Genomic DNA, 26945 nt, shown 5'->3' with positions numbered 1-26945 from the left:
GTTCAGGAAAGCAGGGCGGCAACACGCCCTAAGCGTTTCCGATCAATATGCCCGCTGCGAGCACGAGGGAGCCGCCGACCACCACCTGGAAGGCGGCACGCAGAAACGGTGTCTCCATATATTTGTTCTGGATGAAGGCAATGGCCCAGAGCTCGAAGAAGACGACGATGGCCGCGATGATCGTCGCCGTCCAGAACTGCGGAATGAGATAGGGCAGCGCATGACCAAGGCCGCCGAGCGTAGTCATGATCCCGCAGGCAAGACCGCGCTTGATCGGCGAGCCACGACCGGAAATCTTACCGTCATCATGGGCGGCTTCAGTGAAACCCATGGAAATGCCGGCACCGACCGAGGCCGAGAGGCCGACCAGGAAGGTCTGCGAGGTCTGCTGCGTGGCGAAGGCGGCGGCGAAGATCGGCGCGAGCGTCGAGACGGAACCATCCATGAGGCCAGCGAGACCCGGCTGCACATAGGTCAACACGAACTGGCGACGCGCATGCGCATCCTCCTCGTGCTTGACGGTTTCCGGCGTGTGCTTGTCGCCGAGCATGCGGGCGACGTCCTCGTGGCCCTGCTCGGCCAGCGCCAGATCGCCGAGAAGCCGGCGTGTCGAGGCATCCGAGACCTGCTTGGCGGCCTCGACGTAGAAATTATAGGCCTGCTGCTCCATCGCCTCCGCTTCCTCGCGCATGGCGTCGAGCGAGAGGTTCTTGCGCAGCCAGTCCGGCTTGCGTTCATAGAAACCACTCACATGCTCGCGCCGGATCAGCGGAATGCGCTCGCCGAACCGCTTGCGATGCATGTCGATCAGCGTCTTGCGATGAGTATCCTCGACCTCGGCCATATCCTCGAAGACTTTGGCGGACTCGGGAAAATTCGGGCGCAATATGTCGGCATAGGCGAGATAAATGCGTGAATCGTCCTCTTCGGCGGCGATGGCTATGGCCAGAATCTCCTGCTCGGACAGGGAGGTAAAGGAACGTTTCGGCGAACGGAAAAAACCCAACAACATGAGAGGCAGCCTCTTACTTTTAGAATTATTCTAAAAGTAAAGTGAGCCGTCGTGCCGGTCAAGCGCCGAGGCGATGTCTCCAACGGAAATCTCGCCTCAGAAAGGGGGTAATGCATAAATAAGGAGAGCGGAAAATTGTAACGCCACTTTGACAGATTGCCGCAACGCCTGCATGACGTCTTGGCTTTGCCATGAAATAGCATAGACAGGCGGGGACGAAAGCCGGCCGCCGCGGCGTTCCGCGCAGGTCCGGCGGGAGCATCATATGGAAAACCACATACAGGGACGAGCCGCCCATCTCGCCGGCATTCGCGAAAAAGCCGAAGCGGAGATGACGCGCATGGGCATCGATGCCGCCTTCATCGACAGGTTGGTCGAAACGTTTTACGCGCGCATCCAGGCCCATCCGCGCCTCGGGCCGGTATTCGACGGCCGCCTCGCCGGGCGCTGGCCGGATCATATGGAAAAGATGAAACGCTTCTGGTCCTCGGTCGCCTTCAAGAACGGCGCCTATGGCGGCAAGCCGGTGCAGGCGCATCTCGGCGTAGAGGGTATCGCCGCCGATCTCTTTCCGGAGTGGCTGGCGCTGTTTTCGCAGACACTTGATGATATCGCGCCCACCGAGGAGGCGAAAAGCTGGTTCATGGCCACCGCCGAACGCATTGCCAAAAGCCTAGTATTGTCGTTGTTTTACAATCCAGCGGTGGATGATCCGGCGCGACAGGGTTGATGAGCGATCATCTTGCCTTCGAGTTGGCGGAGGGGGTGTCAGAGACGCGGCATAGCGAAAGCTCATCAACTCCTTGCAGCAAACACAGTCGCCCCGATACTGGCGGCAACGACAAGCCCCGTGCCGAACATCTGCGACGGCGTCATCGGCTGCGACAGGATGACGAAGCCCGCGAAGGCGCCGATGGCGGGCTCGAGGCTCATGAGAATACCGAAGGACGAGGTGGGCATGCGCCGCAGCGCCACCATTTCCAGCACATAGGGAAGCAACGGAACGAGCAGCGCCAAGCCGGCTATTTCGAGGAGGCCAAAGGCCGTCAGATGCGGGACCGCGGAGACGAAGCCGAAGGGCGTCGAAACGACTGCCGCAACCAGCAGCGACACGGAAAGCCCTTCAAGGCCCTGAAAAGCATTGCCGACCTTCTTCGTCAGCAGGATGTAGCAGGCCCATCCCGCGCCCGCGCCGATGGCAAAGAGGATACCAGGCAGGTTGCCCACCCATTCCTCGCCGTCATAGGCCAATAGCAGAACGCCGACAGCGGCAAAGACGGGCCAGAGAAGCTGACGGCTGAGGCCGAAGCCGAGGGTCGCGACAAGCAGAGGCCCGAGAAATTCGATGGCGACGGCAAGACCCAACGGAATACGAGCAATCGCCGAGAAGAAGGACGTCGTCATCAGCGCCGATACGGTGCCGAGCGCCAGCACGCCGAGCCATTGCGTGCGGCTGTAGCTCATGATCTTCGGACGGACGATGATCGCCAATGCGGCGGACGCGAAGACGAGCCGCAGCCATGTCGCGCCGGCCGGACCATAGGCGTTGATGATCGGAGACGACAATGCCGAGCCGAACTGGATCGACGACATGGACAGCAGGCACATGAGCACACCGGCGGCGATGCCGCCGGAGGACGTCGCCACATCCGGATGCGGCATCAGCGCCGCGCCGCCATCCGAGCCGCCTTCGACAATCTTCTGATCCATGACCTCTCCTCTTATGCGAGGCTTTTAGAGGCCGAGCCAGAGACTGGCAAATTCAAACTTTTCATCCTGCGATCAGACGCTTTGATACAAGAATCGGTCAGCCTTCGAGGCCCTTCAGCACGTTAGCTACATTCAGCCCGATCTCCGGCACGCCATAGCCGCCCTCCATGCAGACAAGAACAGGCAAGCCGGCAGCCGCGATACGCGCACCCATGCGAATGAAATCCTCCGACGCCAGTTTGAAGAAGGAGATCGGATCGCGCTCGAAGGTATCGACGCCGAGCGAAAGCACGATCGCCTCTGCACCGAATGCCTTGATCCGGGACAGCGCGTCGTCCAGCGCCGCCGACCAGACCTCCCAGGGCGTGCCGCGCGGCAGGGGATAGTTGCGGTTCGTGCCGAGCCCGTCACCTTCCCCTTCCTCGTCTGCATGACCGAGGAAATAGGGAAAGGCATGGATCGGATCGCCATGCAGCGAGGCGGTAAAGACGTCGCCGCGCTTGTAGAATATGTCCTGCGTTCCATTGCCGTGATGGAAATCGACGTCGAGCACCGCCACCTTGGCCGCACCATGATCGCACAGGCGCTGCGCCGCGACGCTGGCATTGTTGATGAAGCAATAGCCGCCGAAGAGATCGAAACCGGCGTGATGACCGGGCGGGCGGCAGAGCGCGAAGGCGAAACGATTGCCCGCATGGAGCCAGTCGGCCCCCGTCAGAGCGCAGCGCATCGAGGCGATGGCTGCCTCATAAGACCCTTTGGTGATCGAGGTATCGGCGGCGTTGGCATAGTGGCCGATCAAGCCCACGATGTTTTCCGGTATGCGCTGGCTGGTGCGCCTGACGGGAAAGGAATTGGAGATCGCCTCGCCCTTGTAGCCAGCCGCAACCCAGTGCTCCCAGACCACACCCAGGAAATCGAGATAGGCGGGATCATGCACCTTGCGCGCTGTCTCCAACCCATACGCCTCGGGGGCGACTACGTCGCGAAAGCCCGCCTCCTTGACGGCGGCGAGGATCCATTCGGCGCGGAACGGCGCTTCGAAGGGCGTGACGAGCTGACCGTCATGCAGCTCGGTCTTGGCGTCCCTGAGCTTATGATCCTCCGAGTAAATGACCCGCATTGTCGTCCCCTCCATGACAGGCTAACTTGTGTCGACGCAAAGGCTTACATGCATCGTCGCCAAGAAAAAAGAGCCGGGTGTGCGCCCTTGAACGCAATGGGAAACGACGGCATCTTCCGCTCACATCTCGCAATTTGGGGGCATTCGGCATGAAAATCCTGATGGTCGATGTCGATGGCGTATTGATCCATGGCCGGCCGAGCGACGGCCTGCCGCTTTTCACCTATCTGGAACGCGATCTGGGGCTGCAGCTGGATGTGCTGCAAGAAGCATTCTTCAAAACCTATTGGCGCGATATCGTCACCGGTCGCGACGCGCTGGAACCGAGGTTGGTCGAGGTTCTCGGCACAATTGCTCCCCACCTCAGCGCGAGAACGCTGATCGACTACTGGCTCGAAAACGATTCTCGCCTCGACCACACACTGCTGGACGACCTCGCCGCGCTGCGGGCGGAGGGGACGCAAATGTTCCTTGCGACCAATCAGGAGCATCTGCGCGCCGGCTATCTCATGGAGAAGCTCGGGCTTTCCGCGCGCTTTGACGGCATTTTCTATTCCGCCGCTCTCGGCTATCAAAAGCCGGCAGCCGAATTCTTTCAGCTGGCGACCGAGAAGGTCGGCATCGCCGCCGACGAGATCGGCTTCATCGACGATGTCGAGGCGAATATCGCGGCGGCGCGTCAGTTTGGCTGGAAGGCGAAGCAATGGACATCCGGCATGAGACTGCAGGACGCCATCGCCGCCTTTTCCGCCTGAGACGGCACTCTCACGCAGCGATGCGCTTGTAGAAAATGGTCGTGTCGCAGAGGCCGCCCTCCGGCCACATCGCATAATCCGGGATGACGCCGACGCGTTGCCAGCCGAGACGCGGATAGATCGCCTCGGCTTCGCTGCCGGTAGCCGTATCGAGCACCAGCAAGCCCTTGCCGACGCGGGCGGCTTCGCGCTCTGCGGCCTCCATCAAGAGACGGGCGAGACCCTTGCCGCGGGCGGAGCGGTGCACCAGCAATTTCTTCAGATCGCCGCGATGCGGCTGGTTCGGCATCTGCGCCGCGCCCACTTGCACGGTGCCGACAACCTTGCCTTCGATCTCGGCGATAAGAAGCAATGTCGCGCCGCTCTCGACACTATCGGCAACGCCTTGCCAATAGGGCACGGCATCAGCAGATCCATAGGGCTGCATGAATCCGACGGAGGCACCGCCATTGACGCAATCGGCAAGCACCTCGCAAAGATCGGAGAGGACAGTACGGGCATCAGCAGCGGATAGAAGGCGAATGTCGGGCATGAAACGGTCCTTGGATGGTTTTATGAACGGCCGCGATCGAGGATGACGCAATAGCGCGCAGGGGCCTCACCGGGATTGTGGAAGGCATGGCCATCGCCGACGCCCATGTAGAGGCAATCGCCGGGCATCAGGCGATGCGTGATATCGCGGTGGGTCACCTCCATCTCGCCCTCGAACAGCCAGACATGCTGGGTCATGCCGAGACTCGCGCTATTCGGCGGAAAGCTGACGCGTGCGCCGACGGGAAAGACGACTTCGACAAGATCGACCTTCGAGCCCGTTCCAGGCGGCGAGACGGCACGCCTGACATAGCCGGTTTCCGGATCGCGCCAGACCGCCTGCTGGTCGCGGCGAGCCAGCGGCGACACATCATTATCGTCCTCGGCGAAGAAGGCCGAAAGCGACAGGCCGAGCGCCGCGCAGAGCCGCGACAGCAGGGACGCCGTCGGGCTTGCCTCGGCCCGCTCGATGCGCGAGATCATCGCGCGGCTGACGGCGGAGGCATTCGCCAACTCGTCCAGCGTCAGGCCGCGAGCGATACGCAGATGCTTGATCCGCGCGCCGATCGCCAGTTCCAGATCATCATCAGCCATTTGACTCCATCATCTGCGCTGAAATTCTATTATAAGAGAATTACACGATCCAATGATGGAATCAAGCATGATCATAATCTGCCGGCCGTGACGTCAGAAAACCCTGCCACAGCGTGAATATAGCCGTCAAAACCCCGCTTTTCCGCTTTGCGGCGCGGGGCGGCGCTGCTATATGGCGCGCATGAGCACCAATTCCACCACACCGCTTTCGCACATCCGCAACTTCTCGATCGTGGCCCATATCGACCACGGCAAATCGACGCTGGCCGATCGTCTGATCCAGACGACGGGTGGCCTGGCCGAACGCGAGATGTCGGAGCAGGTGCTCGACAGCATGGATATCGAGCGCGAGCGTGGCATCACCATCAAGGCTCAGACGGTGCGCCTGCACTACAAAGCCAACAATGGCGAGACCTATATCCTCAACCTGATCGACACGCCCGGCCACGTCGACTTCGCCTATGAAGTCTCGCGCTCGCTGTCGGCCTGCGAAGGTTCGCTGCTGGTGGTCGATGCCAGCCAGGGCGTGGAAGCGCAGACGCTCGCCAACGTCTATCAGGCAATCGACAACAATCACGAGATCGTCACCGTTCTCAACAAGATCGACCTGCCGGCGGCCGAACCGGACCGCATCAAGGCGCAGATCGAGGAAGTCATCGGCATCGACGCCTCCGAGGCCGTGCTGATCTCGGCCAAGACCGGCCTCGGCATTCCCGACGTTCTCGAAGCCATCGTCCACAAGCTGCCGGCGCCCAAGAGCCCCGGCGGCGAAAAGGCGCCGTTGAAGGCCCTGCTGGTCGACAGCTGGTACGACACCTATCTCGGTGTCATGGTTCTCGTGCGCATCATCGACGGCGTGATGACCAAGGGCCAGACCATCCGCATGATGGGCACGGACGTGAAATACCAGATCGAGCGCGTCGGTGTTCTCACGCCGAAGATGCTGACCGTCGAGAGCCTGGGCCCCGGCGAGATCGGCTTCATCACCGCCTCGATCAAGGAAGTGGCCGATACCCGCGTCGGCGATACCATTACCGAGGACAAGCGCCCGACCGCCGCGGCCCTGCCCGGCTTCAAGCCGGCCCAGCCTGTGGTGTTCTGCGGCCTCTTCCCGGTCGATGCCGCCGATTTCGAAGATCTGCGCTCGGCCATGGGCAAGCTGCGCCTCAACGATGCCAGCTTCTCCTTCGAGATGGAATCGTCAGCTGCGCTCGGCTTCGGCTTCCGCTGCGGCTTCCTCGGCCTGCTGCATCTGGAAATCATCCAGGAGCGCCTGGAGCGCGAATTCAATCTCGACCTGATCGCGACGGCCCCTTCCGTCGTCTATCAACTCACCATGACCGACGGCACCGAGATCGAGCTGCACAATCCGGCCGACATGCCCGATGTGGTCAAGATCGCCGAATTCCGCGAACCGTGGATCAAGGCGACGATCCTGACGCCGGACGACTATCTCGGCTCGATCCTGAAGCTCTGCCAGGACCGCCGTGGCGTCCAGACCGAGCTGACCTATGTCGGCAACCGCGCCATGATCACCTACGACCTGCCGCTCAACGAAGTCGTCTTCGATTTCTACGACCGCCTGAAGTCGATTTCCAAGGGCTATGCCTCCTTCGACTACAGCCTGACGGACTATCGCGAGAGCGATCTCGTCAAGATGTCGATCCTCGTCAATGCCGAGCCGGTCGACGCGCTGTCCATGCTGGTGCACCGCTCGGCCGCCGAAAAGCGCGGCCGCGTCATGTGCGAGAAGCTCAAGGACCTGATCCCGCAGCACATGTTCCAGATCCCGATCCAGGCTGCTATCGGCGGGCGCATCATCGCCCGCGAGACGGTGAAGGCGCTGCGCAAGGACGTGACCGCCAAGTGCTACGGCGGCGACGCCACCCGCAAGCGCAAGCTGCTGGACAAGCAGAAGGAAGGCAAGAAGCGCATGCGGCAGTTCGGCAAGGTCGAAATCCCGCAGGAAGCGTTTATCGCCGCGCTGAAGATGGGGGATGAGTGAGCGACTCGAAGATCGATACCTCACATCCTATTGAAGACAAATCCGCTCGCGCCAGCAAGATTGAGCGCGAACGTTTCTGGCTCGTCGAAAATGCAGAGGCGATTGCCGAAGCAAATGCCTATATCGAAAAGCACGGTCTGCCTTTTGCGAAATACCGGCAATTCTGACGGCGTGGGTTCGCTGCAGGTTTAGGCCTGCGCCATATATTCCTTCGTCAAACCTTCATACTCTTCCATCGCTGGCAGCGCGGCGTAGCTGTGCTTGGCCGGCGTCGTCACCCAGGGCAGTTTTTCGCTCGTCCAGGTTTCGATGAAGGGCGTGAACCAGCTGGGGTCATCGAGCATGGTGGCGCGCAGATTGACAAACCAATCCACGCCGTCGAGCTTTGTGAACATCCAGCTCATGCAATGCGGGCAGAAATAATGATGGATGGCGTCGCCATGCAGGCCGCCGATGACCGGTTCGCCCTGCGTCACCTCGAAACCATCGGAGGGGATAGCGGCGCTCAGCGAATAGGCGCTGCCGGTCATGCGCTGGCAGCCGGTGCAATGACAGGCCATGGTCAGCAAGGGCTTGGCGCTGATCTTCAACCGCACCTGTCCGCAACGGCAGCCGCCCTCGCAGGGTAGTTCCAGCGTCGTCATTATCTTATCTCCTCCCGTCTTTGATGATATATCGGCGCCGGCATTCATCTTCGGATGATGCCGACACCGGCTTCCCTCTGAATTGGAAGCCTATAGCAATCCTCATGCTTCCTCTGCCTGAAGAAGCGTCTGCCGTGTTCCGATCGTTTGCACCCAGGCACGCGCAATCGCCAAGCCCGCAGTCTCCGCAGCTTCCGCATGTTGGGCAACAAGCTCCGGATAGCTTTCCAGCCAACCCGGTTCCTTGCTTTCGATCGTCGCCTTGAATTCGGCACGCCAGCGGTCGACCACGGCGGCATTGGCCTCGAAGTGGAATTGTGTGCCATAGGTGGCGCGGCCGATGCGATAGGCCTGGTTCTGCGCGACGCCGTTGGTCGCCAGGCGCACGGCGCCGGCCGGCAGGGTGAAGGTATCGGAGTGCCATTCGAAAATGGTGAACTGGTCGCCGACGCCGGCGAGCAGCGGATCCGTCTTGCCCTCCTCGGTCAGGCCCACCATTTTCCAGCCGAATTCGTCGGCCGCGCCGATGAGATTTTCCGCCTCGTAGGCGCGCGCAAGGATCTGGCTGCCGAGGCAGATGCCGAGCACGGCCTTATCCTCACTCTCGAAGCGGCGCATCAGCTGCGCCAGTTCCGGCAGGTAGGGATGGGTTTCGTCGTCGCGGGCATTCTGTTCGCCGCCGAGCACGACGAGCGCGTCATAAGATGCCGTATCCTTGGGAAGCGCTTCGCCGTCCCATGCGCGGAACCATTCGGCCTCAGCTCCCGCCTCCTCCAGCGCGATGCCGAGGGCGCCGAGCGGGGTATTCTTCATATTCTCGATGATTGCGACGCGCATGCCGATGATTCCCGAGCAATGTTCTCGCCAGAGATGAGCACGAGGCGGGGTGATCAGGCAAGGGCCTAGCTTGCAGCCCGCCAAGGTTGAGCCTGGAGCGCTTCCGTTCCAAACAAGGTCACGGCAGCGCTCTATCCTTTTGTTTTTGCGCATTTCCGAACGGAAAACCGCTTCACACTTTTCCTGGAAATGCTCTAGATGTCATCAAACGACGAAGGATGACAACGATGAGCGACAAGCCGCGGATCACCATTCTCTATTGCACGCAATGCAACTGGCTGCTGCGCTCCGGCTGGATGGCGCAAGAGCTGCTGCAGACTTTCACCGACAGTCTCGGCGAAGTGGCGCTGATACCCGGCACCGGCGGCGTCTTCGAAATCCGCATCGATGGCGAGCTCTTGTGGGAACGCAAGCGCGACGGCGGTTTCCCCGGGCCGAAGGAGCTGAAGCAGCGGGTGCGCGATATCATCGACCCCGAGCGCGATCTCGGCCATACGGACCGCGCATCGCTGGAAAGCTGAACTGCCTATTGCGGGCCGCAGCTCTCAGTCAAAGGGCGAACGGCAGGTCTGGAAGCCGTGATGGATGGTGGAATAGAGGTTGGTGCCTGGGTTATAGGTCCGATAGCGTTCGGCGCACCACATCTGATGCCGCGCGCGCTGCTGCGCCGGCGACGGATAGACGACCCTCGGGGGCGTATAGTCTTCGCGCGGAGGGATCTGAATCCGCGGGCTGTCGTAACGGTTCGTGCCGCCGGTATAGGGCGGCGTGATGGGAAGGGGCTGGCCGGGACGGGTATAGAATTGCCGTGACCCGAAGCCGAAGCAGCCGCGAGAATCACAAATGACGGAGTTGGTGGTGCGCGGCGGAATGACGATCCTCGGAGGATCGGAAGCGGCAGCGGCGAAATCCGCATGCGCCAGCAAGGCGAAACCGAGAGCGCAACCGAACGCGATCCTGCCGAAAACAGCCATGATAAACTCCTGTAGCGGGCGCCGCCAGCCGATGTCGCTGCCGCGGCGCTTCCATATCTATTTGGGGTCATGACGGTGGCAAAACCAGTGCTGCCGCAACCGGAAAACAACGCTTCACGATCGGTTGATCCTTAAGACGGCTTGCGCCATAACAGCGCAATCATTCCGAGGAGATTGCCCGTGAGCAGCTTGAAATTTGGCACCAGCGGCCTTCGCGGCCTGTCCGTCGACCTCATCGGACGGGCATCCGCCCTCTATGCGACCGCCTTTGCCCACCACCTGTTGAAGAGCGGCCATGCCAAACCCGGCGACCTCATTCTCGTCGGCCGCGACTTCCGCGAGTCGAGCCCTGCCATTTCGGCCACCTGCATCGGCGCCCTGAAGCGCGCCGGTCTGACGCCGATCGATTGCGGCGCGCTGCCGACCCCCGCGCTGGCGCTTTACGGGCTGCAGCTCAAAGCCGCCTCGCTGATGATCACCGGCTCGCATATCCCCGCCGATCGCAACGGCATCAAATTCTACCGGCCGGACGGCGAGATCGACAAGCGGGACGAGCTGGCGATCAGCGCGGAAGCAACCGCGATCATCGACACGCTCATCGACGAGACATCAGGCAGTGCCGAAAATCGCACGGCGGAGACCGAAGCGCTGTTCCTGGAACGCAACAAGGGTCTGCTTCCCGCAGGCAGCCTCGCAGGCCTCACCATCGGCGTCTATCAGCATAGCACGGTCGCCCGCGACCTCTTCGGCCAGGTGCTTGCCCATTACGGCGCTCGCGTAGTGCCGCTCGGCCGCTCCGAGAGCTTCATTCCGGTCGATACCGAGGCCGTTTCCGCCGATACCATCCGGCTGCTGAAGGGCTGGGCGCCGGAGCACGGGCTTGATGCCATCGTCTCGGCTGATGGCGATGGCGACCGGCCGCTTGTCGCGGATGAAACCGGCGAGCCGCTGCGCGGCGATCTGCTCGGCCTCATCGCCGCGAACTTCCTCGGCGCCGAGGTCGTGGTGACCCCGGTTACCTCCAATTCCGGCATCGAAGCCGCCGGCTCCTATGCGGTCACCCGCACCCGCGTCGGCTCGCCTTATGTGATCGCCGGCATGGACGAAGCCGTTGCCGCCGGCAAGGCCAATGTCATGGGTTTCGAGGCCAATGGCGGCACGCTGACGGCGAGCCGCTTCACCGTCGCGGGCAAGCCCTTCGACGCCCTGCCGACACGCGACAGCTTCCTGCCGATCCTCGCGACGCTCTATGCCGCCGCACAGGCGAAGAAACCGCTCTCCGCCGTGGCCGGCGGCTATCGCCTGCCCTTTGCCGCCGCCGACCGTCTGGAGAATTTCCCTGTGGAAACCAGCGCCGCGCTGATGGCCTATTTGCGCGCTTCCGACGCCAACCTCACGGACTTCCTTAGCCCCATTGCCGGAGTGACATCGAAGAGCGACATAGACGGGCTGCGGGTAACACTTGCGGACGGCCGAATCATCCATTTCCGCCCCTCCGGAAACGCGCCGGAAATGCGCTGCTATGTCGAAGCCGGAAGCGAAAGCGAGGCAAAGGCCCTGCTGGAACAGGGACTTGGCCTGATCACCGCGTGGGCGGCAGCCCGGGTCTGACCCGGGCTTCAACCGCTTTTTTCCAGATTGACACGAAAACTTCAAAAACCCTGTTGACACCAGACGGCCACCCCCTTACATGCGTGTCCGTCGCCCAGATGGCGGAATTGGTAGACGCGCCAGCTTCAGGTGCTGGTACCCGAAAGGGTGTGGAGGTTCGAGTCCTCTTCTGGGCACCATTCCATTTGATCACTGCCAAGATCAAACACTTAGTCCTGCACAATAATTTGCATATTTGCTGCTCTGTAACAGAGAGTAGCAACATTGCGTCTGGGCCTGCTCACGTCACCCACGCGCCCTTGTCCCCCGCTTTGCGCAACCCTCCATCCCGCTACAGAACTACCTCTCGGCCCCCCATCTGGTTAACCTCCCGCTAAGGGAGGGACAGACCAATAAGGGGAACAATAAAATGGACCATATCTGCAATCTCCTCTGGCTTGCTTTCAGCGTTGCTCTTCTCTTTGCCGCGTTGAACAGGAGGCTGGTCGGGGATTATCTGACCATGTGGTATCTGCTTGTCATCACGGCCATCGCCGTATTGGCCTGGGTTGGGGTATTCCCGACTGACGTCACCGCGGCGCGGGCCGGGTAACCTGACGAAATGAAGCAATTTTGGCTTTGCCGGCCGTCATTTGTCACCTCATTCCAGGCATGAAAAAAAGCCGCCGAAAGTTTCTTTCGGCAGCTTCGAACACGGTGAGACATTGAATAAGAACGCCTCACCCCCAAGTGGTCTGCGCTAGAGCTTCGGGCTGAGCGGGACGATGGCGGCAAAGCGCAGCCAGTCCTTTTGCGCCTTCGGCGTCCATGCGGCCTCGGCAACGGCCGGCAGGCGTGGAAAGACCAGACGATTGAAGTAATCACGCGAGATGAAATTCTCCTGCCAGATGCAGGCCTGCACACCCTTCATGAGGTGCTTCAGCTCATCCGGGAAATCACCCTCCGCCTCGTAGGCATAGGTATGGGCCGGCGGCACCGTGCCGGCCCAGCTGGCACCGGGCTCCTGCCAGGCGTCGGCCTGCACCATGTCGAGATAATAGGCCTGGCCCGGGGTCATGACGACCTCATAGCCTTCGCGCGCAAGCTCGATGCCGACCTCGGGTTTTTCCCAGGCCATCAGCAGCGTGCCTTCGGCACCGACACCGCCGCCATGGGCGACTTCGTTCCAGCCGGCAAGCTTGCGGCCGCGCTCGGTCAGCATGGCCTTGATGCGCTTCAGGAAATAGGATTGCAGCGCAAAGGTGCCTGATATGCCTTCCTTCTCCATCAGCTTGCGCGCCAGGGGCGAAGCGAGCCAGGAACCGTTAGCGACCTCGTCGCCGCCAATATGGATATATTCCGAAGGGAAGAGCTCGACCATTTCGTCGAAGACCTTGCCGAGGAATTCGTAGGTCGGCTCGATGGCGGGGTTCAATGCGTTGTTCGGAAAGCCCTGGACGGAATGATAGCTGTCCGGCGCTTCCTGCCCGTCCGTCAGGTCAGGCAGGGCAACAAGGGTGGCGGTGCTATGGCCGGGGATATCGACCTCGGGCACGACCTCGATGCCGAGCGTCAGGGCATGGGCGACGATCTCGCGCACATCATCCTGCGAATAGAAACCGCCGACGGGCTCGGCGGCGTTTCCGAGCTGCGGCAGCAACGGCTCATCCGGTCCGCGCAGCACGCCGGTCGATGTCAGCTGCGGATAGGCCCGGATCTCCAGCCGCCAGGCCTCGTCGTCCGTCAGGTGCCAGTGGAAGATATTGAGCTTCAGCCAGGCGAGAATGTCGAGCAGGCGCAGGACATCCGCCTTGGGGGTAAACTGCCTGGATACGTCGAGATGGCAGCCGCGCCAGCCGTAACGCGGTTGGTCGGCGATCTCGCCCGAAATCGGGAAGCGGAACTTGCCGGGTTCGCGTCGCGCGCCGTCCAGAAGCTGCGCCAGCGTCGTCAGGCCGTAGAGGCGGCCGGCATCGGCCGAAAAGGCGAGCACGACCTCATCGCCGGAGAAGGTAAGCTCATAGGCTTCGCGCGCGAGCACCGGCCGATCGACGAAGCGCAGCACCCTGCCCTGCGGCGCGGCGATGAGGCTGAAGGGAATGTGATTGGCGGGAAACAGCCGGCGGAACAGCGCCTGCGCCGTGGCGAGTGCCTTCACGCTTGCAGCATCCGTGCCCTTTGCGGGATAGAGCGCAACGGGGAAGTCTTTGCCCGGCTTGACATCGATCGTCGCCGGCCATGGTTGGATGGCGAAGGGAAGCTCCAGCCTGCCCTCCGGCAACAGCACCGGCGGCGGCTCGCTGACGCGGCCTTCGAGCAGGAGGTCCGACGTGAAGACGGTGACATGGCTGCCATCCGCCAGCGTCACATAGGCTGATTTGGCGCCGTCGGTGCAATGCCGCGCGACCCGGTGAAGGGCGGAGACACTGAACGTCCAGCTCTCTCCGGGACCTACGGAGAAGCCTGCCGGTGGGGCGAACTCATGGAAATTGGCGTTGCGGCGGACGAAGATGGCATTGTCGCAGGCCTCTGGATCGACGACGCGCGTCAGTGTCGTATAGGCAAGGCGGAAATTCGCGAGCGGCGCATCGGAGAAATTGAAAAGCGTCAGGGTCAGTCGACCATGCTTTCCTCCCTCGGGAGACCAGGTGTTTTCGAGATGAAAGGAAGCCGGCTGCATCTTTGTTCCCTCTTTGGCGACGCGCGTTCAGAGCATGATGCCGAAAAATGTAAGCGGTTTTCGGACGACATCATGCTCTACCTCTTTGATTCTAGAGCGGATTCAGATTTTAGGTCGAACAGACCTAAAATCATCCGACTCTAGTAGTGATCGGATTGTGAGAATGTGTGGGCGAGCTCGGCCTGCCCCGCAGTCAACCCGCAATCGACCGGCAGGCAGACGCCGGTAATGGCGGCGGCGAGCGGGCTTGCCAGGAAGGAAACCGCATTGGCGACATCGACCGGGTCGACGACGCGCTGCAGCGCATACCAGCGCTTTGCTTCCTCGAAGACATTCGGATTTGCGGCGGCGCGCTTTTCCCATGCCTGCGTTCGCACCGTGCCGGGTGCCACCGCGTTGGCACGGATGCCGAACTTGCCGTATTCGACGGCGACCAGCCGGGTGAAATGCAGGAGCCCCGCCTTGGCGGCGCTATAGGCCGGGTGGCCGAAGACCGCCAGGCCGTTGACGGAGGCGATGTTGACCAGCGACCCTTTCGAAGCCTTCAACATGTCCTCGACAGCGCGGAAGCAGAGAAACGCCGCTTCCAGATTGAGGGCATTGTCGGCGCGCCAGATCTCGGGCGTCGTATCGTGCAGACTGACGGCGCGGGCAGCCCCGGCATTGTTGACCAGCGTCCTCAGCGTGCCGAGCCGAGTCGTAGCCTTGGCCATCTCGGCGGTATCGGCTTCGCTTGTTATATCCGCCTTGAACGCAACGAAGCGCTCTGCGGTGCCCAACGCCTCCGCCGCCTTTTGCGCGGCAGCCTCGTCGATATCGACGAGCAGGATGACATCGTGGTCATCCGCCAGGCGCTTGGCGATGGCGCGGCCGATATCGCCCGCGGCCCCGGTGACGATGGCTACCGATCTGCTCATATCTCTGTTCCCTTGATGAAATCCTAGTCCCCGAGAAGCTGGCGATCGTCGCCGTCGCGATGGGTGACGAGCTGCTGTTTGATACGGCGCAATGTCACCGTGGCCTGCGGCTGGATGCGGTAGGCGACGAGGCTGGCGAGAATGTCGAGAACGGCCACATATGCGATGCGCGTCGATGTCGGCCGATAGATATTCTCGCCTTCCGGCAAATCGACCGGCACCGTGATGTCGGCGACGTGCGCCACCGGGCTTCCGCTCTGCGTCAGCGCAATGGTCGGCACCTTGGCCTCGCGCGCCAGCGTGAAGGCGCGCACGAGCTCGGCGTTGCGGCCGGAAAAAGACGAACCGATCAGCACATCCGTCGGCTTGGCGGCCGCAGCCATCATCAGCTGCATGCTGTGGTCGGAGCTTGCGGTGATGCGCAGGCCGAGCCGGAACAGACGGTTCTGCATCTCGCTGGCGATCATCGAGGAATTGCCGCCGGAGCCGAAGGCGTAGATCATCTCGGCGCCGGCGAGCCGATTGGCCGCCTGTTCGATGGCCGCGACATCCAGCCCGCGGTGCAGCAGGAAGAGCGCATTCTGCGCCTTGGTGATGATGTCCTGCGCGACATCGGCCGGGGCGATGCTCTTCGGCTCTGGCTTGAGATAGCGCATGCCGACATAGGCCGTGCGCGCAAGCTGCACCTTGAAATCGGAGAAGCTTTCGCAGCCGAGACGGCGGCAGAAGCGGGTGACGGTCGGCGGCGAGACGTCCGCCTTGCCGGCCAGCTCGATGATGGAAGCGTTAACAGCGAATTCGAAGTCACCGAGGACGATATCGGCGATCCGGATTTCCGATTGTGAAAGCCGCCCCCTCTCGTCCTGCATGGTCGTGAAGATATCCATCAGCTCCCCTTTGCGTTGCTGCGCTTAAGAACGTCCGATACTTAATGAGCGACGCAATCCATCTCAATCCGGTTATCCATCATCGGGCCAAAACATGGCGCAAGAGCGGTTGCGACTCGCCGCCTGCTCTTCTCTGGCCGGAACCATAACGCTTGATGGACATCATGCGATTCCTGCAAATTATTTTCTTGATGCGTTGACAAGTGACCATAGAAAGCAGAATTTGACCAGTGAAAATCGTGGATTATGAAAAGAATTTAAATGACGGCCGATACAATGCGTGATCCCTTCCAGAATCCCTTCCCTGCCAGCGATACCATCAGGCATGCGATCTGGGAGATGCTCGTGCCGCGTGACATCGACGCTTTCCTTGCCGCCGACTGGTCGTCGGTAGCAGGCGATTTCGTTGAGGAGGGCTTCATCGGCATCGACGCACGGCGCGAAATCAACCCCGACAAGTGGCGCCTCGCCTTTCGGACACTGTCAGCCTATCGCGAGGAATGGCTGCGCCAGGCGCGCGACTTCGCCGGCCAATCCTTTGCCGAGGATCCGCGTACCGCCATTTTCACGACGACGACGCTCGAAGACATCGAGATCGAAGGCGACACGGCGCTGGTGCGCAAGAAATTCGACGGCAGCCTGAAGAAGTCGGATGGCGGCATCGACGTGCTGAAATGGCAGACACTTTACTATTGCCGACTGCATGAGGGGCGCTGGAAGATCTCCGGCTTTACCGGTTACCTGCCGAACCCCATGGAATAAAGGCGACCGTATTGCGCATTTTCACTGCGGCATTCGCGACCGAGACGAATACCTTCTCCCCGATCTGTATCGACCGGCGCGCCTTCGAGGCTTCCCTCTATGCGCCGCCGGGCATGCATCCGGAAACGCCGACACTCTGTTCCGCACCGATCACTGTGGGACGGCGCGTTGCCGCCCAAAAGGGTTGGGACCTGATCGAGGGCACCGCGGCATGGGCCGATCCTGCCGGCCTGGTGAACCGCCGGACCTATGAGGACTTACGGGACGAGATCCTCGATCAGCTTCGTGCGGCCATGCCGGTCGATGCCGTGGTGCTTGGCCTGCACGGCGCCATGGTTGCGGACGGCTATGAGGATACCGAGGGTGACTTGCTGTCCCGGGTCCGCGAGATCGTCGGGCCGGACATTCTTGTCTGCGCCGAACTCGACCCGCACAGCCATCTGACCGAGAAGCGCGTCGCGGCTGCGGATTTCTTCGTCTACTTCAAGGAATTCCCGCACACCGATTTCGTCGATCGCGCCGAAGACCTTTGGCGCATTGCCGTGGATACGCTGGAAGGCCGCGTAAAGCCTGCCATGTCCGTGTTCGATTGCCGCATGATCGATGTCTTTCCGACATCGCGAGAGCCAATGCGCTCCTTCGTCGACAAGATCATGGCGATGGAAAAGAGCGATGCGGATATCCTGTCCATATCGGTCATTCATGGTTTCATGGCCGGCGACGTGCCTGAGATGGGCACGAAGCTGCTTGTCGTGACCAATAGCAAGCCGGATAAGGGCTCCGCGATCGCGCGTGCGCTTGGGTTGGAGCTGTTCTCCAAGCGCGGCACGTTCATCATGCCGCAGATCGACGAGAAGCAGGCGGTGAGCCAGGCCATGGCGGCGACATCAGGACCTGTCGTCATTGCCGACCTCTGGGACAATCCCGGCGGCGGTACTGCTGGTGATGCGACCGTCATTCTTCAGGAACTGCTCGACCGCGGCGCCACCGACACGGCGATCGGCACGATCTGGGATCCGATGGCGGTGCAAATCTGCATGGCGGCCGGCGAAGGCGCGGAAATCCCGCTGCGGTTCGGCGCAAAATCGGCGCCTGGCACGGGCAATCCCATCGACGGCCTGGTCAAGATCATCAGCCTCGTCGCCAGTGCCGAGATGCGCTTCGGCGAAAGCTTCGCCCCCTTTGGCGACGCCGCGCATATCCAGCTCGACGGCATCGACATCATCCTCAATTCGACGCGCGCGCAGAGTTTCGATCCGAGCCTCTTCTCCGTGATGAGCATCGACCCCACGCTCAAGAAGATCCTGGTCATCAAATCAACCAATCATTTCTACGCGTCCTTCTCCAGGATCGCCTCGGAGATCCTTTACTGCTCCGCCGGAACGCCCTATCCGAACAATCCGGCCCGCACGCCCTATCGCCGCGCGCGGAAAGATATCTGGCCGATGGTGGCCGATCCTCATGTGGAAAAACGGAAAGAAGCCTGAGATGGCACATGATATTGCGCTCGAAATCAGCCCCAAACCCGGCGACCGGATCGACGGAATTTCGACGCCGCGTCCGATCATCGACGAAGAGCGGCTGGCGGCGAATATAGCCCGCGTCCAGTCCTACATGGATGCGCACGGCTTGAACTTCCGGCCGCATATCAAGACGCACAAGATTCCCGCGCTGGCGCGCGCCCAGGTGGCCGCCGGCGCCAAGGGTATCAATTGCCAGAAGATCACCGAGGCGGAAGCCTTCGCAGATGCGGGTTTCGAGGATATCCTGATCACCTTCAATATTCTCGGCCCCGAAAAGCTCGTTCGCCTCTCGGCCTTGAACGATCGCATTTCCGGCTTGAAGGTCGTGGCCGATAACACCGTCACCGTCGATGGGCTCTCCGCGTGGTTCGCCGAACGCAGACCGCTGACCGTGCTGGTGGAATGCGACACCGGCGGCGCGCGCTGCGGCGTGCAATCGCCAGCCGAAGCTGCTGCGCTCGGCAAGCTTATCGCCGGCAAACAGGGCCTCGTCTTCGGCGGCTTGATGAGCTATCCGAAGCCGAACAATGCTGCCGGAACACAGGCGTTCCTCGCCGAAGCCGTCGCGTTGCTGAAGGGCGAGAACATCGAATGCCCGATCGTCAGCAACGGCGGCACGCCAAGCCTGTTCGAAGCGCATCTCGTGACGGCGGCCACCGAGCATCGCGCCGGAACCTATATCTACAACGACAGGTCGATGGTGCGGGCAGGCCATTGCCGCGAGGAGGACTGCGCCATGCATATCCTCGCCACCGTCGTCTCGCGGCCGACGGAAGACCGCGCCGTTATCGATGCCGGCTCGAAGGCTCTTACCTCCGATCTCCTAGGCTTTGCGGATTACGGCCAGGTTGTCGGCTACCCGGAAGCCGTGATCAAGGGCCTTTCGGAAGAACATGGCGTCATCGATCTATCCAATTGCACCGGTCCGCGCCCGCAGATCGGCGACAAGATCCGCATCATCCCCAACCATACCTGCGTCGTGTCCAACCTGTTCGACCAGATGGTGTTTCACCGCGACGGTATCGTCACGCGCGTCGAGGATGTGGCTGCGCGCGGCCTGGTCTGGTAACGGCTTCAGCAGCAACCCGCCCTCGTGGTTCGAGACGGCCCTATGGGCCGTCTCACCATGAAGGCTGGTCCTCATGCCTCGCGATCTACGCACCTCACCAGGAGAACTGATCCTTTCCCGTCCGGCGACGGGAAAGTTAATCGCTCGACTGCTATTTTGTCACAGCGCTGGCCCTCTCCCCTCATCCTGAGGTACGCAGCCCACAGGGCGGAGCCTCGAAGGACGATGCGGCCCGAGATGGCAGCCGCTTCCCTTAGGAAGCCGCAGAATTCAGCAAATCCATGTCGATATCGGTCAGTTCCACCCTGCGCTCGAAGGCCATGCCGCTTTCATCGAACAGATGGCAATCGGCGATACGGATGCCGGTCTTGAGCGGTGCCTCCAGGCGGATGGCGACGCTGCCGGGCAGCGTGGCGCAAAAATTCTCGTCGACACCCTCGGCGGCGGCGTAGGCAACGGTCTGCGCACCCAGATGTTCGACGACGGTCGGCACGATGGTCAATGTCAGCTCGCCGCCACCGAGCTGGACATGCTCCGGCCGTATGCCGAGCGTCAGCGCCTTGCCGGCCGCGCCCTGGCGCGGCGTCACCGGCAACAGCGCCTTCTGGCCCTTATAGTCTATTTCGACGCCGGCCTCGCTGACATCAGTGCAGGTCACGGGCAGGAAGTTCATCTTGGGATTGCCGATGAACCGGGCGACGAATGCATTCGCCGGCTTATGATAAAGCTCCAGCGGCTCGCCGACCTGCGATATCTCGCCAGCATTGAGGACGACGATCCGGTCGGCCATGGTCATGGCTTCGACCTGGTCGTGGGTGACGTAGATCATCGTCGCCTGCAGCTGGTGATGCAGCTTCGCCAGCTCGATGCGCATGTCGGCGCGCAGAGCGGCGTCGAGGTTCGACAGGGGTTCATCGAAGAGGAAGATCTTCGGCTCGCGGACGATCGCGCGGCCGATGGCGACGCGCTGGCGCTGGCCACCGGACAAATTGCCCGGCTTCTGTTGCAGGCGCTGCTCCAGATGCAAAATGCGGGCGGCATGCGCGACCTTGGCCTTGAGCTTGTCCTCCGGCATCTTCTCCACCCGCAAGGGGAAGGCGATGTTCTCGAACACCGACATATGCGGATAGAGAGCATAGGACTGGAACACCATGGCAATGCCGCGCTTGACGGGCGGCAGATCGTTGACGCGAGCGCCGTCGATCAGGATGTCGCCACTGGTCACCTCGTCGAGGCCGGCGATCATCCGCAGCAGGGTCGACTTGCCGCAACCGGACGGCCCGACGAAGACGATGAATTCACCGTCCGTGACGTCGAGCTCGACGCCTTTGATGACCTCGAAATGACCATAGAATTTCTTGACCTGATTAAGGTGCAGCTTTCCCAAACTCTGTCTCCGCGCGGCGCCGCCATTGTGCGTGCAGGGCTCGAAAGGCCGCGCGCGATGCGCGCGGCCCGGCGATTTGCGATCTTATTTGTACTGCTCGAGATTGGCAGCTGCCTTCTTCAGGGCATCCGCCGGCTCGGCCTTGCCTGTTACGACCGACTGGACCATCTCGATCATCACATTCTGGAAGCCCTTATAGTCCTTGAACAGCGGCTCGGGACCACCATAGCTGATGCCGTCGATGAACGGCTTCCAGAAGGGATCCTTCTTCTCGAACTCATCGACCATCGGAGACGGACGCAAAGGCGTGAGACCGGCGCCGCCCTGCAGCTCGTATTCGCCCTGCGGACCCGGCGATGTGATGAACTTCGCAAATTCGATCGCCTTGTCCTCGACGCCGCTGCCCTTGAAGACGGCAAGGCTGTCGGTGATGAGCAACGTGCCCTGGCCCTTGGCCGCCGGGCCGAGCGGCAACGGTGCGACGCCCCAGTTGATCTTCGTTTCCTTCAAGCGATAGGCAGCGCCCGAGCCCGCCTGAAGCATGCCGACTTTGCCGTCCAGGAAGATGGCGCGCATTTCGTTCTGCTCGTAAGCAGTCGGTCCTTCGACGGAGTAAGGCGTGATGTCCTTGTAGGCCTGAAGGGCGGCCAGCACTTCAGGGCTATCGAGCACGATCTTGTCGCCGTCGATCACCTTGCCGTTGTTGGTGTAAACCCAATGGAGGAACTGGTGCATGGTGTTGTCGAAGGTCTTGGCCGACAGGCCGTAGCCGGGGATACCCGTCTTTTCCTTGATCGTCTTGGCGTCGGCGATTTCTTCAGCCCAGGTGGTCGGCGGCTTCTCCGGATCGAGACCGGCCTGCTTGAAAAGGTCCTTGTTCCAGTAGAGCGCCTTGGTCGAGAAGGCGATCGGCACGCCCCACTGCTGGCCACCGGAGGTAACGGTACCGACGATACCCGGATAATACGTCTTCTTCTCATCGTCCGTCATCGGAATAGGAACGATGAGGTCGTTCTCCGCGAACTCCTTGAGCGTGCGCGAGCCGACATAGGCCATGGCGACCGGCGTGCCGGCTGCAGCAAGCGTCGTCGCCTTGTCCTGGCACTGTTCCCAGCCGACGACTTCGGGCTTGACCGCCCAACCTGGATTCTTGTCTTCCCATGCCTTGATATATTTCTCATGGATCGGGTCGATCTTGTCGCCGCAATAGATCCAGCTGATTTCCTTGTCGGCAGCATGGGCAGTCACAGCGCCAAGCGCGGTGGAGCCAAGCAAAGCAAGGGCAACCAGCCCCGTTTTGAAATGGAATGTCACGTTTAAGCTCCCGTTTCTCTGGTGTTTGATTGGTTTTATTGCTTCACCGCGCCGGCGGTCAGACCGCTGACGAGATACCGTTGCAGGAAGAAGATCACGACCAGCGCCGGCGCGATGCCGACGAAACTTGCAGCCATGAGTTCGTTCCAGACGACCTCCTGCCGGCCGAAATAGGCAAACAGCCCAACCGGCAACGGCATGTATTCCGTTTTCGAATTGAAGGTGAGCGCATAGATGAACTGCTGCGCATAGGCCTCGATGAAGGAAGAAATCGCAACCACAGTGATACCAGGCATGGCGATCGGCAGAATGACGCGGCGCAGCGTGTAGAGCTGGCTCGCGCCATCGACATAGGCGGCCTCGTCGAGTTCGCGGGGAATGCGCCTGATATAGGTGTGCAGCAGCCAGATGCCCGTGGGTATGATGAAGGCCACGCCGGGTATGATCATGGCGAAATAGGTATTGAGCACGCCGAAGGAGCGCATGAGCCGGAACAGCGGGATCAGAAGAACGGCGCCGGAGAACATCTTGACGGCCAGAAAGGCGCCGAGCAACAGGCCGGCGCCCCTGAACTCGAACCGGGCGAAGGCATAGGCGGCCGGCACCACGAGGATCAGCACGATGATGGTGATCGAACCGGAGATCAGGAACGAGTTGAAGATATACCAGCCGAAGCCCGGCACGCTGGTCCACATCGTGCGATAGGCATCGAAGGACCCGTGCTCGGGGATGAAGCGGTAAGGCGATGAAAAAAGCTGGCTGAGCGGCTTGAGCGAGACCAGGAACCCTTCGATGAAAGGCGCCAGGACGAAGGTGAGGAACAACAGGATTCCGGCATAGATGCCGATGAGCTCATACCATTTGTAACGATTGATCATCGCGGGCTGGCTCATCGCTTGGCTCCTGTGGAAAAGCGGCTGGTGAGGCGGAAATAGGCAAGGCAGAAAAGCGACAGGAAGATGCAGATCAGCACCGCGCGCGCAGCACCTTCCCCGTATTTGTAAGATCCGATCGCCGTGCGATAGGTGTCGATGATCATCGTCGTCGTCTCGCCGTTCGGGCCGCCGCGGGTCAAGATCCAGATGATGTCGAAGGAGTTGAACGTCGAAATCAGCGACAGCATCGACATGGTGACCAGAGAGGGCACCAGGAGCGGCAGCGTGATGCGGCGGAAGCGATAGAACCGGCCGGCACCGTCGGTCCAGGCGGCTTCATAGAGATCCTGCGGGATCGCCTGCATGGCCGCCAGCATATAAAGCGTCACCATCGGTACGCCGATCCAGACGTCGGTGACGATCGTCGCCCAGAAGGCCGTGCTGCCATAGGCAAGAAACGCAACCGGACTGTCGACGATGCCGAAGCGCTGCAGTAGGCCGGAAATCATGCCGAACTGGCCGTTATACATCCAGCCCCACATGAAGATGCCGATCGCCATGGGCACGATCCAGGGCGGCATGGTCAGCACCCCGAAGAGCGCACGCCCAGGAACCGCCGCATTCAACATGCTCGCGCCCAGGGTGCCGATGATCATCTTGATCGACACGGAAAAGAACGTCCAGATGAACGTGCGGACGATCACCGATGCGAATGTATCGTTGAAGATCTTGCCGTAGTTCTCGAAGCCGACCCAGTTCGTCACCCGCTTCAACGAGGCGTCGGTGAAGGACAGGATTATGGTGTCGACCAATGGATAGGCGACGATGATGGTGACGTAAAGGAGAGCCGGAAAAAGCAGGACCCAGGCGAAGATGATTGTGCTGCGTTGAACACCCATCTTGCGCCCCTCCCTAGGCTGCTCGTGAATAGAGCGCTTCGTCGAAATCGTCCCATATCGGTCGGAGATCCACGACGGTTCGCTTCATGCGTGCCTCATCCATCGAAAGTGCCAGGATGCCTGCCTCCAGCGCATTCAAGGTCGAGACCGGCAGGTGCTGCCCCGATTTGACATGCGAGATGATATCGGCCGCCATCTGCTCGTCGGCACCGTAGTGCTGCGAAAGCGCTGTGCGCGTCGCATAGGTCTTTTCGACCACCTTGTTGCCGGTCAGCATCTCATGGACGTTGAAATAGCCGCGAATGAAGTCGCCTTCCGCCATGCCCCGCGAACCCATGATGGCGAAGCGACGGAACTGGTCCGGTACGTTGAGATTGGTGTGAAAGTTCATGCCGACGCCGTTGGCGTATTCGACGATCGCCACCTGGTAATCGATTATGTCGCCATCGCTGTCGAAGACCTTGTCCGATCCCATCCAGCCGCTCGGCTTGCGATGGAAAAGCTCGAGGTCGTTGATGCCTTCCCTGGCCGGATCGTTTTCCGGAATGAAGCTCTTGCGCCCGCCGAAGCTTGCAACCCTCTCCGGACGCGCGCCGACCACGCCGTTATAGAGATCGAGGTCGTGGCAGCACTTCTCCAGCATGAAGCTGCCGGAATAATGCTCGTAGCGGCGCCAGTCGCGCATGAAGAACGCGCCGTGATAGGGCTCGATATGTTCGGACGCCTCGATGGAAACGACGTGGCCGAGCTTTCCCTCGGCCTGCGCGACCAGCAGATCGCGATACATGGGCGAATAGCGCAGGACGAGACCGACCATCAGCCTCTCATGGCCATATTTCGCCATCAGCCGGGCAAGCTCGATGCTGTCCTTGATGGTGGTGACGATCGGCTTTTCGCAGAAGATCTTGAGGCCGGCCTCAAGCCCGATGCGAATATGGTCGAGGTGCATATGGTTCGGCGAGCCGATCATCAACAGATCGAACTTTTCGTTGGCGATCAGCTCCTGGGGAGTGGCATAGGCCTTTCCGGCGGAAATGCCCTTTTCGATCAAGCCCGGCAGACCCGCCGGCTCCGGATCGACATATCCGGCGATCTCGAAGCTTTCATCAATCGCCTTGAAGACATAGCCCAGATATCCCAGGCGGAATCCCAGCCCAATGATTCCAACTCGCATGCTTTTTCAGTTCCCACTACGTAATTTATTTTCGTAAGATTGGGACAAATTTTCGCATTCGTCAACGACGTTCGCGCATTTACTCGAAAACATGAAATTTATTTTCAGATGGCCGCCTAAAAATGCGCAGCCCTATCGGAAGATGCTGCGCCTCATTTCATCGCATTGCTGCTTATTTCGGCATGGCAATGGCGTTATCTGTCAGGCTCGTTATATTGCCAATACTGGTAGTTCGGCTTTCTGGTGCTGCTGGAAGTAACGCCGTCCTGCTCGCAAACATAACCCAGGCGCGGGAGGCCTCGGTAGAAATAGCCCCTAATGAAGTCATCCGGATATAAGGTGGTCGTGCGGCATTGAAATTTCTCGTCGGCCGCCATTTTGGGCTCAGTTACACCAGGCAGGTTCTTGTAAGGGTAGACGGGGCGGACATATGGCTTAGGGAGAAGTGGGTTGTCGGCAAAGCCGGTCGCGGGCATGAGGCCTGCGAGGAACAGAGCAACAATGACGATTTTCGATCTGGTCCACATGAATTGCTATCGTCCTTCACCGATGCGGACGCCACGACCGTGCGCCGCGTCAATCAGATATAGTGAGGCGGATGCCGGGCGCCAACGGGCAGGTCCGCAAAATCGCGTCCGGCGGGCAATATCCATCCCGGCAGGGAACCGTTCACGAGACGTTACACCAAAGAAAATGCTTTTATCTCAAAATGCAACATCCACGTGCATCAGGCATTTGCGACAAGTGATAAGCATGTTATATAGTATAGATCTTGTATTCTTCATTTCCCGCCAACGCGATTTCTGTTTGTAGGAGTAACAGTCATTCTCGAACGGATTAGTCGTATTCCTCCGACCGGCGATCCTTTCATTGTTGCCGAGAGCGCGCAGCAAGTTCGCATCTATGTCATCAATCTCGATCGCTCGCGTGAGCGCTGGGAGAGATTGTGCGGCCAGGCCATGGACTACGACCTGAATATCACGCGAATTCCGGCTATCGACGGTCGTACGGTCGCGGAGAGGGATCGCGCCGATTTTCACCAGAAATCGTTCATCTACCATAACGGCCGCAAGCTGCTGCCCGGCGAATATGGCTGTTATCGCAGCCACCTGCTTGCCCTCCAGCAATTCGTCGCCAGCGGCGACAAGATGGCCATCATCATGGAGGATGACGTCGAGCTGAACGAAAGGCTGATCCCGCGTGCGATTGCCGCCATGGAGTGTGTCAACGGCGCACGCCTCGTCAAGCTGGTCAATCATCGCCTGGTCGGCTTCAAACCGATCTCGGAGACCGCCGAAAACGATATTGTCGGACGCTGCATGCACGGCCCACAAGGATCCGCCGCCTGCTACATCGTCAATCGAAAGGCCGCCAAGAAGCTGCTCATTACGCTGAAGCCCATGCTCCTTCCGTATGACGTCGCTCTTGAGCGCGGCTGGTCCACCGGCGTCGAGACATTTGCAACGCTCGAAAATATTGCGGATTTCAGCCCGTACCGCTCCGATACGACGATCGGCAAGCGTGTGCACTATCGCGCCGTGAAGCGACATTTCCTGCTACGGGCAACCGCACACTGGTTCCGCACATGCGATCAGCTGCATCGCTGGCGCTATGCCATCAAGGTCAAGCGGGAGACGGGCATCAGCGAACGCTGACGCCGGAGCGGTTGCGCAATTGCGGACG

Annotated in this window: 27 protein-coding genes, 1 tRNA gene and 1 pseudogene; 12 read left to right on the top strand and 17 right to left on the bottom strand. The window is 60.7% G+C overall.

From position 1 onward, the window contains the following. Positions 1-28 precede the first annotated feature (28 nt). Entirely contained in the window at positions 29-1012 is a 984-nt protein-coding gene (mbfA, locus tag AB8B29_RS18600; protein WP_037197179.1) for an iron exporter MbfA, read from the bottom strand. 265 nt (positions 1013-1277) lie between these two features. On the opposite strand from mbfA, the gene AB8B29_RS18595 reads away from it, so the two are divergent. Beyond that, the gene (locus AB8B29_RS18595) at positions 1278-1742 is read left to right on the top strand and encodes a truncated hemoglobin (protein ID WP_047556348.1); all 465 of its coding nucleotides are present in this window, start codon (positions 1278-1280) and stop codon (positions 1740-1742) included. A gap of 65 nt (positions 1743-1807) precedes the next feature. Here AB8B29_RS18595 and AB8B29_RS18590 read toward each other — a convergent pair whose 3' ends face one another. Both AB8B29_RS18590 and AB8B29_RS18585 read right to left on the bottom strand, forming a co-directional pair. Next, positions 1808-2722, bottom strand: coding sequence for an EamA family transporter (locus AB8B29_RS18590; RefSeq protein WP_112441496.1), 915 nt, complete (start codon positions 2720-2722; stop codon positions 1808-1810). A gap of 97 nt (positions 2723-2819) precedes the next feature. Beyond that, a complete protein-coding gene (locus tag AB8B29_RS18585) occupies positions 2820-3845 on the bottom strand; it encodes a histone deacetylase family protein (RefSeq protein WP_112441498.1) in 1026 nt (341 codons plus the stop codon). A gap of 149 nt (positions 3846-3994) precedes the next feature. On the opposite strand from AB8B29_RS18585, the gene AB8B29_RS18580 reads away from it, so the two are divergent. After that, positions 3995-4600 carry an HAD-IA family hydrolase gene (locus AB8B29_RS18580; RefSeq protein ID WP_112441519.1) on the top strand — a complete coding sequence of 202 codons (606 nt, stop codon included), beginning with the start codon at positions 3995-3997 and terminating at the stop codon, positions 4598-4600. A 10-nt stretch (positions 4601-4610) separates the two neighbouring features. Here the strand turns inward: AB8B29_RS18580 and AB8B29_RS18575 are convergent, their stop codons facing one another. After that, on the bottom strand, positions 4611-5132 hold the full coding sequence (locus tag AB8B29_RS18575; protein WP_112441500.1) for a GNAT family N-acetyltransferase: 522 nt from the start codon (positions 5130-5132) through the stop codon (positions 4611-4613). Between the two features lie 20 nt (positions 5133-5152). Next, positions 5153-5725: a helix-turn-helix domain-containing protein gene (locus AB8B29_RS18570; protein ID WP_037197169.1), complete on the bottom strand. Its 573-nt coding sequence runs from the start codon at positions 5723-5725 to the stop codon at positions 5153-5155. A 172-nt stretch (positions 5726-5897) separates the two neighbouring features. Here AB8B29_RS18570 and lepA point away from each other — a divergent pair, with 172 nt between their 5' ends. Then, positions 5898-7730, top strand: a complete 1833-nt coding sequence (lepA, locus tag AB8B29_RS18565; RefSeq protein WP_037197167.1) for a translation elongation factor 4 — start codon at positions 5898-5900, stop codon at positions 7728-7730. Positions 7731-7738: 8 nt separating this feature from the next. Continuing rightward, a pseudogene (locus AB8B29_RS18560) lies at positions 7739-7897 on the top strand (type II toxin-antitoxin system CcdA family antitoxin); the annotation flags it as partial. 21 nt (positions 7898-7918) lie between these two features. On the opposite strand, the gene AB8B29_RS18555 reads toward AB8B29_RS18560, so the two are convergent. Together AB8B29_RS18555 and AB8B29_RS18550 are read right to left on the bottom strand one after the other, a co-directional pair. Further along, entirely contained in the window at positions 7919-8374 is a 456-nt protein-coding gene (locus AB8B29_RS18555) for a GFA family protein (protein WP_047556425.1), read from the bottom strand. Between the two features lie 102 nt (positions 8375-8476). Beyond that, positions 8477-9211, bottom strand: coding sequence for a type 1 glutamine amidotransferase (locus AB8B29_RS18550; protein ID WP_112441502.1), 735 nt, complete (start codon positions 9209-9211; stop codon positions 8477-8479). Positions 9212-9438: 227 nt separating this feature from the next. Here AB8B29_RS18550 and AB8B29_RS18545 point away from each other — a divergent pair, with 227 nt between their 5' ends. Then, positions 9439-9732 carry a SelT/SelW/SelH family protein gene (locus AB8B29_RS18545; protein WP_004108029.1) on the top strand — a complete coding sequence of 98 codons (294 nt, stop codon included), beginning with the start codon at positions 9439-9441 and terminating at the stop codon, positions 9730-9732. A gap of 24 nt (positions 9733-9756) precedes the next feature. Here AB8B29_RS18545 and AB8B29_RS18540 read toward each other — a convergent pair whose 3' ends face one another. Further along, entirely contained in the window at positions 9757-10185 is a 429-nt protein-coding gene (locus tag AB8B29_RS18540; protein ID WP_112441504.1) for a BA14K family protein, read from the bottom strand. A gap of 189 nt (positions 10186-10374) precedes the next feature. Between AB8B29_RS18540 and AB8B29_RS18535 the strand changes: the two genes are divergently transcribed. The 3 genes from AB8B29_RS18535 to AB8B29_RS18525 all read left to right on the top strand — a co-directional run bounded on the left by AB8B29_RS18535 (position 10375) and on the right by AB8B29_RS18525 (position 12388). Continuing rightward, complete coding sequence (locus AB8B29_RS18535) at positions 10375-11796, top strand: phosphomannomutase (RefSeq protein WP_439006694.1); 1422 nt, start codon at positions 10375-10377, stop codon at positions 11794-11796. Positions 11797-11888: 92 nt separating this feature from the next. Then, positions 11889-11975: transfer RNA gene (locus AB8B29_RS18530), tRNA-Leu, on the top strand. Between the two features lie 230 nt (positions 11976-12205). Beyond that, the gene (locus tag AB8B29_RS18525) at positions 12206-12388 is read left to right on the top strand and encodes a hypothetical protein (RefSeq protein ID WP_037197161.1); all 183 of its coding nucleotides are present in this window, start codon (positions 12206-12208) and stop codon (positions 12386-12388) included. Positions 12389-12535: 147 nt separating this feature from the next. Here the strand turns inward: AB8B29_RS18525 and AB8B29_RS18520 are convergent, their stop codons facing one another. The 3 genes from AB8B29_RS18520 to AB8B29_RS18510 form a co-directional block, all read right to left on the bottom strand. After that, complete coding sequence (locus tag AB8B29_RS18520) at positions 12536-14455, bottom strand: beta-N-acetylhexosaminidase (RefSeq protein ID WP_112441508.1); 1920 nt, start codon at positions 14453-14455, stop codon at positions 12536-12538. Positions 14456-14595: 140 nt separating this feature from the next. Then, a complete protein-coding gene (locus AB8B29_RS18515; RefSeq protein ID WP_037197159.1) occupies positions 14596-15372 on the bottom strand; it encodes an SDR family oxidoreductase in 777 nt (258 codons plus the stop codon). 23 nt (positions 15373-15395) lie between these two features. After that, on the bottom strand, positions 15396-16259 hold the full coding sequence (locus tag AB8B29_RS18510; protein ID WP_037197158.1) for a MurR/RpiR family transcriptional regulator: 864 nt from the start codon (positions 16257-16259) through the stop codon (positions 15396-15398). A 276-nt stretch (positions 16260-16535) separates the two neighbouring features. Between AB8B29_RS18510 and AB8B29_RS18505 the strand changes: the two genes are divergently transcribed. Genes AB8B29_RS18505 through AB8B29_RS18495 form a run of 3 tightly spaced genes read left to right on the top strand, consistent with a single transcriptional unit; the run spans position 16536 to position 19613 of the window. Then, the gene (locus AB8B29_RS18505) at positions 16536-17021 is read left to right on the top strand and encodes a hypothetical protein (protein ID WP_037197331.1); all 486 of its coding nucleotides are present in this window, start codon (positions 16536-16538) and stop codon (positions 17019-17021) included. A gap of 11 nt (positions 17022-17032) precedes the next feature. Then, on the top strand, positions 17033-18508 hold the full coding sequence (locus AB8B29_RS18500; RefSeq protein ID WP_037197157.1) for a M81 family metallopeptidase: 1476 nt from the start codon (positions 17033-17035) through the stop codon (positions 18506-18508). Between the two features lies 1 nt (position 18509). Continuing rightward, positions 18510-19613 carry a D-TA family PLP-dependent enzyme gene (locus tag AB8B29_RS18495; RefSeq protein WP_037197156.1) on the top strand — a complete coding sequence of 368 codons (1104 nt, stop codon included), beginning with the start codon at positions 18510-18512 and terminating at the stop codon, positions 19611-19613. A gap of 253 nt (positions 19614-19866) precedes the next feature. Here AB8B29_RS18495 and AB8B29_RS18490 read toward each other — a convergent pair whose 3' ends face one another. From AB8B29_RS18490 to AB8B29_RS18465, 6 genes are all read right to left on the bottom strand, one after another. Next, positions 19867-21000 (bottom strand): ABC transporter ATP-binding protein, encoded by a 1134-nt coding sequence (locus AB8B29_RS18490; RefSeq protein WP_439006652.1) that lies wholly within the window; start codon positions 20998-21000, stop codon positions 19867-19869. Positions 21001-21084: 84 nt separating this feature from the next. Then, complete coding sequence (locus AB8B29_RS18485; RefSeq protein WP_037197153.1) at positions 21085-22314, bottom strand: ABC transporter substrate-binding protein; 1230 nt, start codon at positions 22312-22314, stop codon at positions 21085-21087. Between the two features lie 35 nt (positions 22315-22349). After that, entirely contained in the window at positions 22350-23207 is an 858-nt protein-coding gene (locus AB8B29_RS18480; protein WP_034514198.1) for a carbohydrate ABC transporter permease, read from the bottom strand. Next, positions 23204-24088, bottom strand: coding sequence for a carbohydrate ABC transporter permease (locus AB8B29_RS18475; RefSeq protein ID WP_439006651.1), 885 nt, complete (start codon positions 24086-24088; stop codon positions 23204-23206). Before AB8B29_RS18475 ends, AB8B29_RS18480 begins: the two co-directional genes overlap by 4 nt. 13 nt (positions 24089-24101) lie before the next feature. After that, positions 24102-25262: a Gfo/Idh/MocA family protein gene (locus AB8B29_RS18470; RefSeq protein ID WP_112441512.1), complete on the bottom strand. Its 1161-nt coding sequence runs from the start codon at positions 25260-25262 to the stop codon at positions 24102-24104. A gap of 194 nt (positions 25263-25456) precedes the next feature. Next, positions 25457-25789: a hypothetical protein gene (locus AB8B29_RS18465; protein ID WP_037197149.1), complete on the bottom strand. Its 333-nt coding sequence runs from the start codon at positions 25787-25789 to the stop codon at positions 25457-25459. Positions 25790-26038: 249 nt separating this feature from the next. On the opposite strand from AB8B29_RS18465, the gene AB8B29_RS18460 reads away from it, so the two are divergent. Further along, positions 26039-26917 carry a glycosyltransferase family 25 protein gene (locus AB8B29_RS18460; protein ID WP_439006693.1) on the top strand — a complete coding sequence of 293 codons (879 nt, stop codon included), beginning with the start codon at positions 26039-26041 and terminating at the stop codon, positions 26915-26917. The last annotated feature ends 28 nt before the right edge of the window (positions 26918-26945 follow it).

The sequence above is a fragment of the Rhizobium sp. 11_C7_N12_5 genome (assembly GCF_051811145.1).
GTDB lineage: Bacteria > Pseudomonadota > Alphaproteobacteria > Rhizobiales > Rhizobiaceae > Rhizobium > Rhizobium lusitanum.
This window is presented reverse-complemented; position numbering and strand designations above follow the sequence as displayed.

Excerpts from the sequence above, each read along its gene's own strand:
- AB8B29_RS18525 (WP_037197161.1), top strand. The coding sequence starts at position 12,206 with ATGGACCATATCTGCAATCTCCTCTGGCTTGCTTTCAGCGTTGCTCTT.
- AB8B29_RS18585 (WP_112441498.1), bottom strand. The coding sequence starts at position 3,845 with ATGCGGGTCATTTACTCGGAGGATCATAAGCTCAGGGACGCCAAGACC.
- AB8B29_RS18515 (WP_037197159.1), bottom strand. The coding sequence starts at position 15,372 with ATGAGCAGATCGGTAGCCATCGTCACCGGGGCCGCGGGCGATATCGGC.
- AB8B29_RS18545 (WP_004108029.1), top strand. The coding sequence starts at position 9,439 with ATGAGCGACAAGCCGCGGATCACCATTCTCTATTGCACGCAATGCAAC.
- AB8B29_RS18465 (WP_037197149.1), bottom strand. The coding sequence starts at position 25,789 with ATGTGGACCAGATCGAAAATCGTCATTGTTGCTCTGTTCCTCGCAGGC.
- AB8B29_RS18595 (WP_047556348.1), top strand. The coding sequence starts at position 1,278 with ATGGAAAACCACATACAGGGACGAGCCGCCCATCTCGCCGGCATTCGC.
- AB8B29_RS18480 (WP_034514198.1), bottom strand. The coding sequence starts at position 23,207 with ATGAGCCAGCCCGCGATGATCAATCGTTACAAATGGTATGAGCTCATC.
- AB8B29_RS18580 (WP_112441519.1), top strand. The coding sequence starts at position 3,995 with ATGAAAATCCTGATGGTCGATGTCGATGGCGTATTGATCCATGGCCGG.
- AB8B29_RS18475 (WP_439006651.1), bottom strand. The coding sequence starts at position 24,088 with ATGGGTGTTCAACGCAGCACAATCATCTTCGCCTGGGTCCTGCTTTTT.
- AB8B29_RS18570 (WP_037197169.1), bottom strand. The coding sequence starts at position 5,725 with ATGGCTGATGATGATCTGGAACTGGCGATCGGCGCGCGGATCAAGCAT.
- AB8B29_RS18510 (WP_037197158.1), bottom strand. The coding sequence starts at position 16,259 with ATGGATATCTTCACGACCATGCAGGACGAGAGGGGGCGGCTTTCACAA.
- AB8B29_RS18495 (WP_037197156.1), top strand. The coding sequence starts at position 18,510 with ATGGCACATGATATTGCGCTCGAAATCAGCCCCAAACCCGGCGACCGG.
- AB8B29_RS18550 (WP_112441502.1), bottom strand. The coding sequence starts at position 9,211 with ATGCGCGTCGCAATCATCGAGAATATGAAGAATACCCCGCTCGGCGCC.
- AB8B29_RS18470 (WP_112441512.1), bottom strand. The coding sequence starts at position 25,262 with ATGCGAGTTGGAATCATTGGGCTGGGATTCCGCCTGGGATATCTGGGC.
- AB8B29_RS18590 (WP_112441496.1), bottom strand. The coding sequence starts at position 2,722 with ATGGATCAGAAGATTGTCGAAGGCGGCTCGGATGGCGGCGCGGCGCTG.
- AB8B29_RS18575 (WP_112441500.1), bottom strand. The coding sequence starts at position 5,132 with ATGCCCGACATTCGCCTTCTATCCGCTGCTGATGCCCGTACTGTCCTC.
- AB8B29_RS18540 (WP_112441504.1), bottom strand. The coding sequence starts at position 10,185 with ATGGCTGTTTTCGGCAGGATCGCGTTCGGTTGCGCTCTCGGTTTCGCC.
- AB8B29_RS18505 (WP_037197331.1), top strand. The coding sequence starts at position 16,536 with ATGCGTGATCCCTTCCAGAATCCCTTCCCTGCCAGCGATACCATCAGG.
- mbfA (WP_037197179.1), bottom strand. The coding sequence starts at position 1,012 with ATGTTGTTGGGTTTTTTCCGTTCGCCGAAACGTTCCTTTACCTCCCTG.
- AB8B29_RS18520 (WP_112441508.1), bottom strand. The coding sequence starts at position 14,455 with ATGCAGCCGGCTTCCTTTCATCTCGAAAACACCTGGTCTCCCGAGGGA.
- AB8B29_RS18555 (WP_047556425.1), bottom strand. The coding sequence starts at position 8,374 with ATGACGACGCTGGAACTACCCTGCGAGGGCGGCTGCCGTTGCGGACAG.
- lepA (WP_037197167.1), top strand. The coding sequence starts at position 5,898 with ATGGCGCGCATGAGCACCAATTCCACCACACCGCTTTCGCACATCCGC.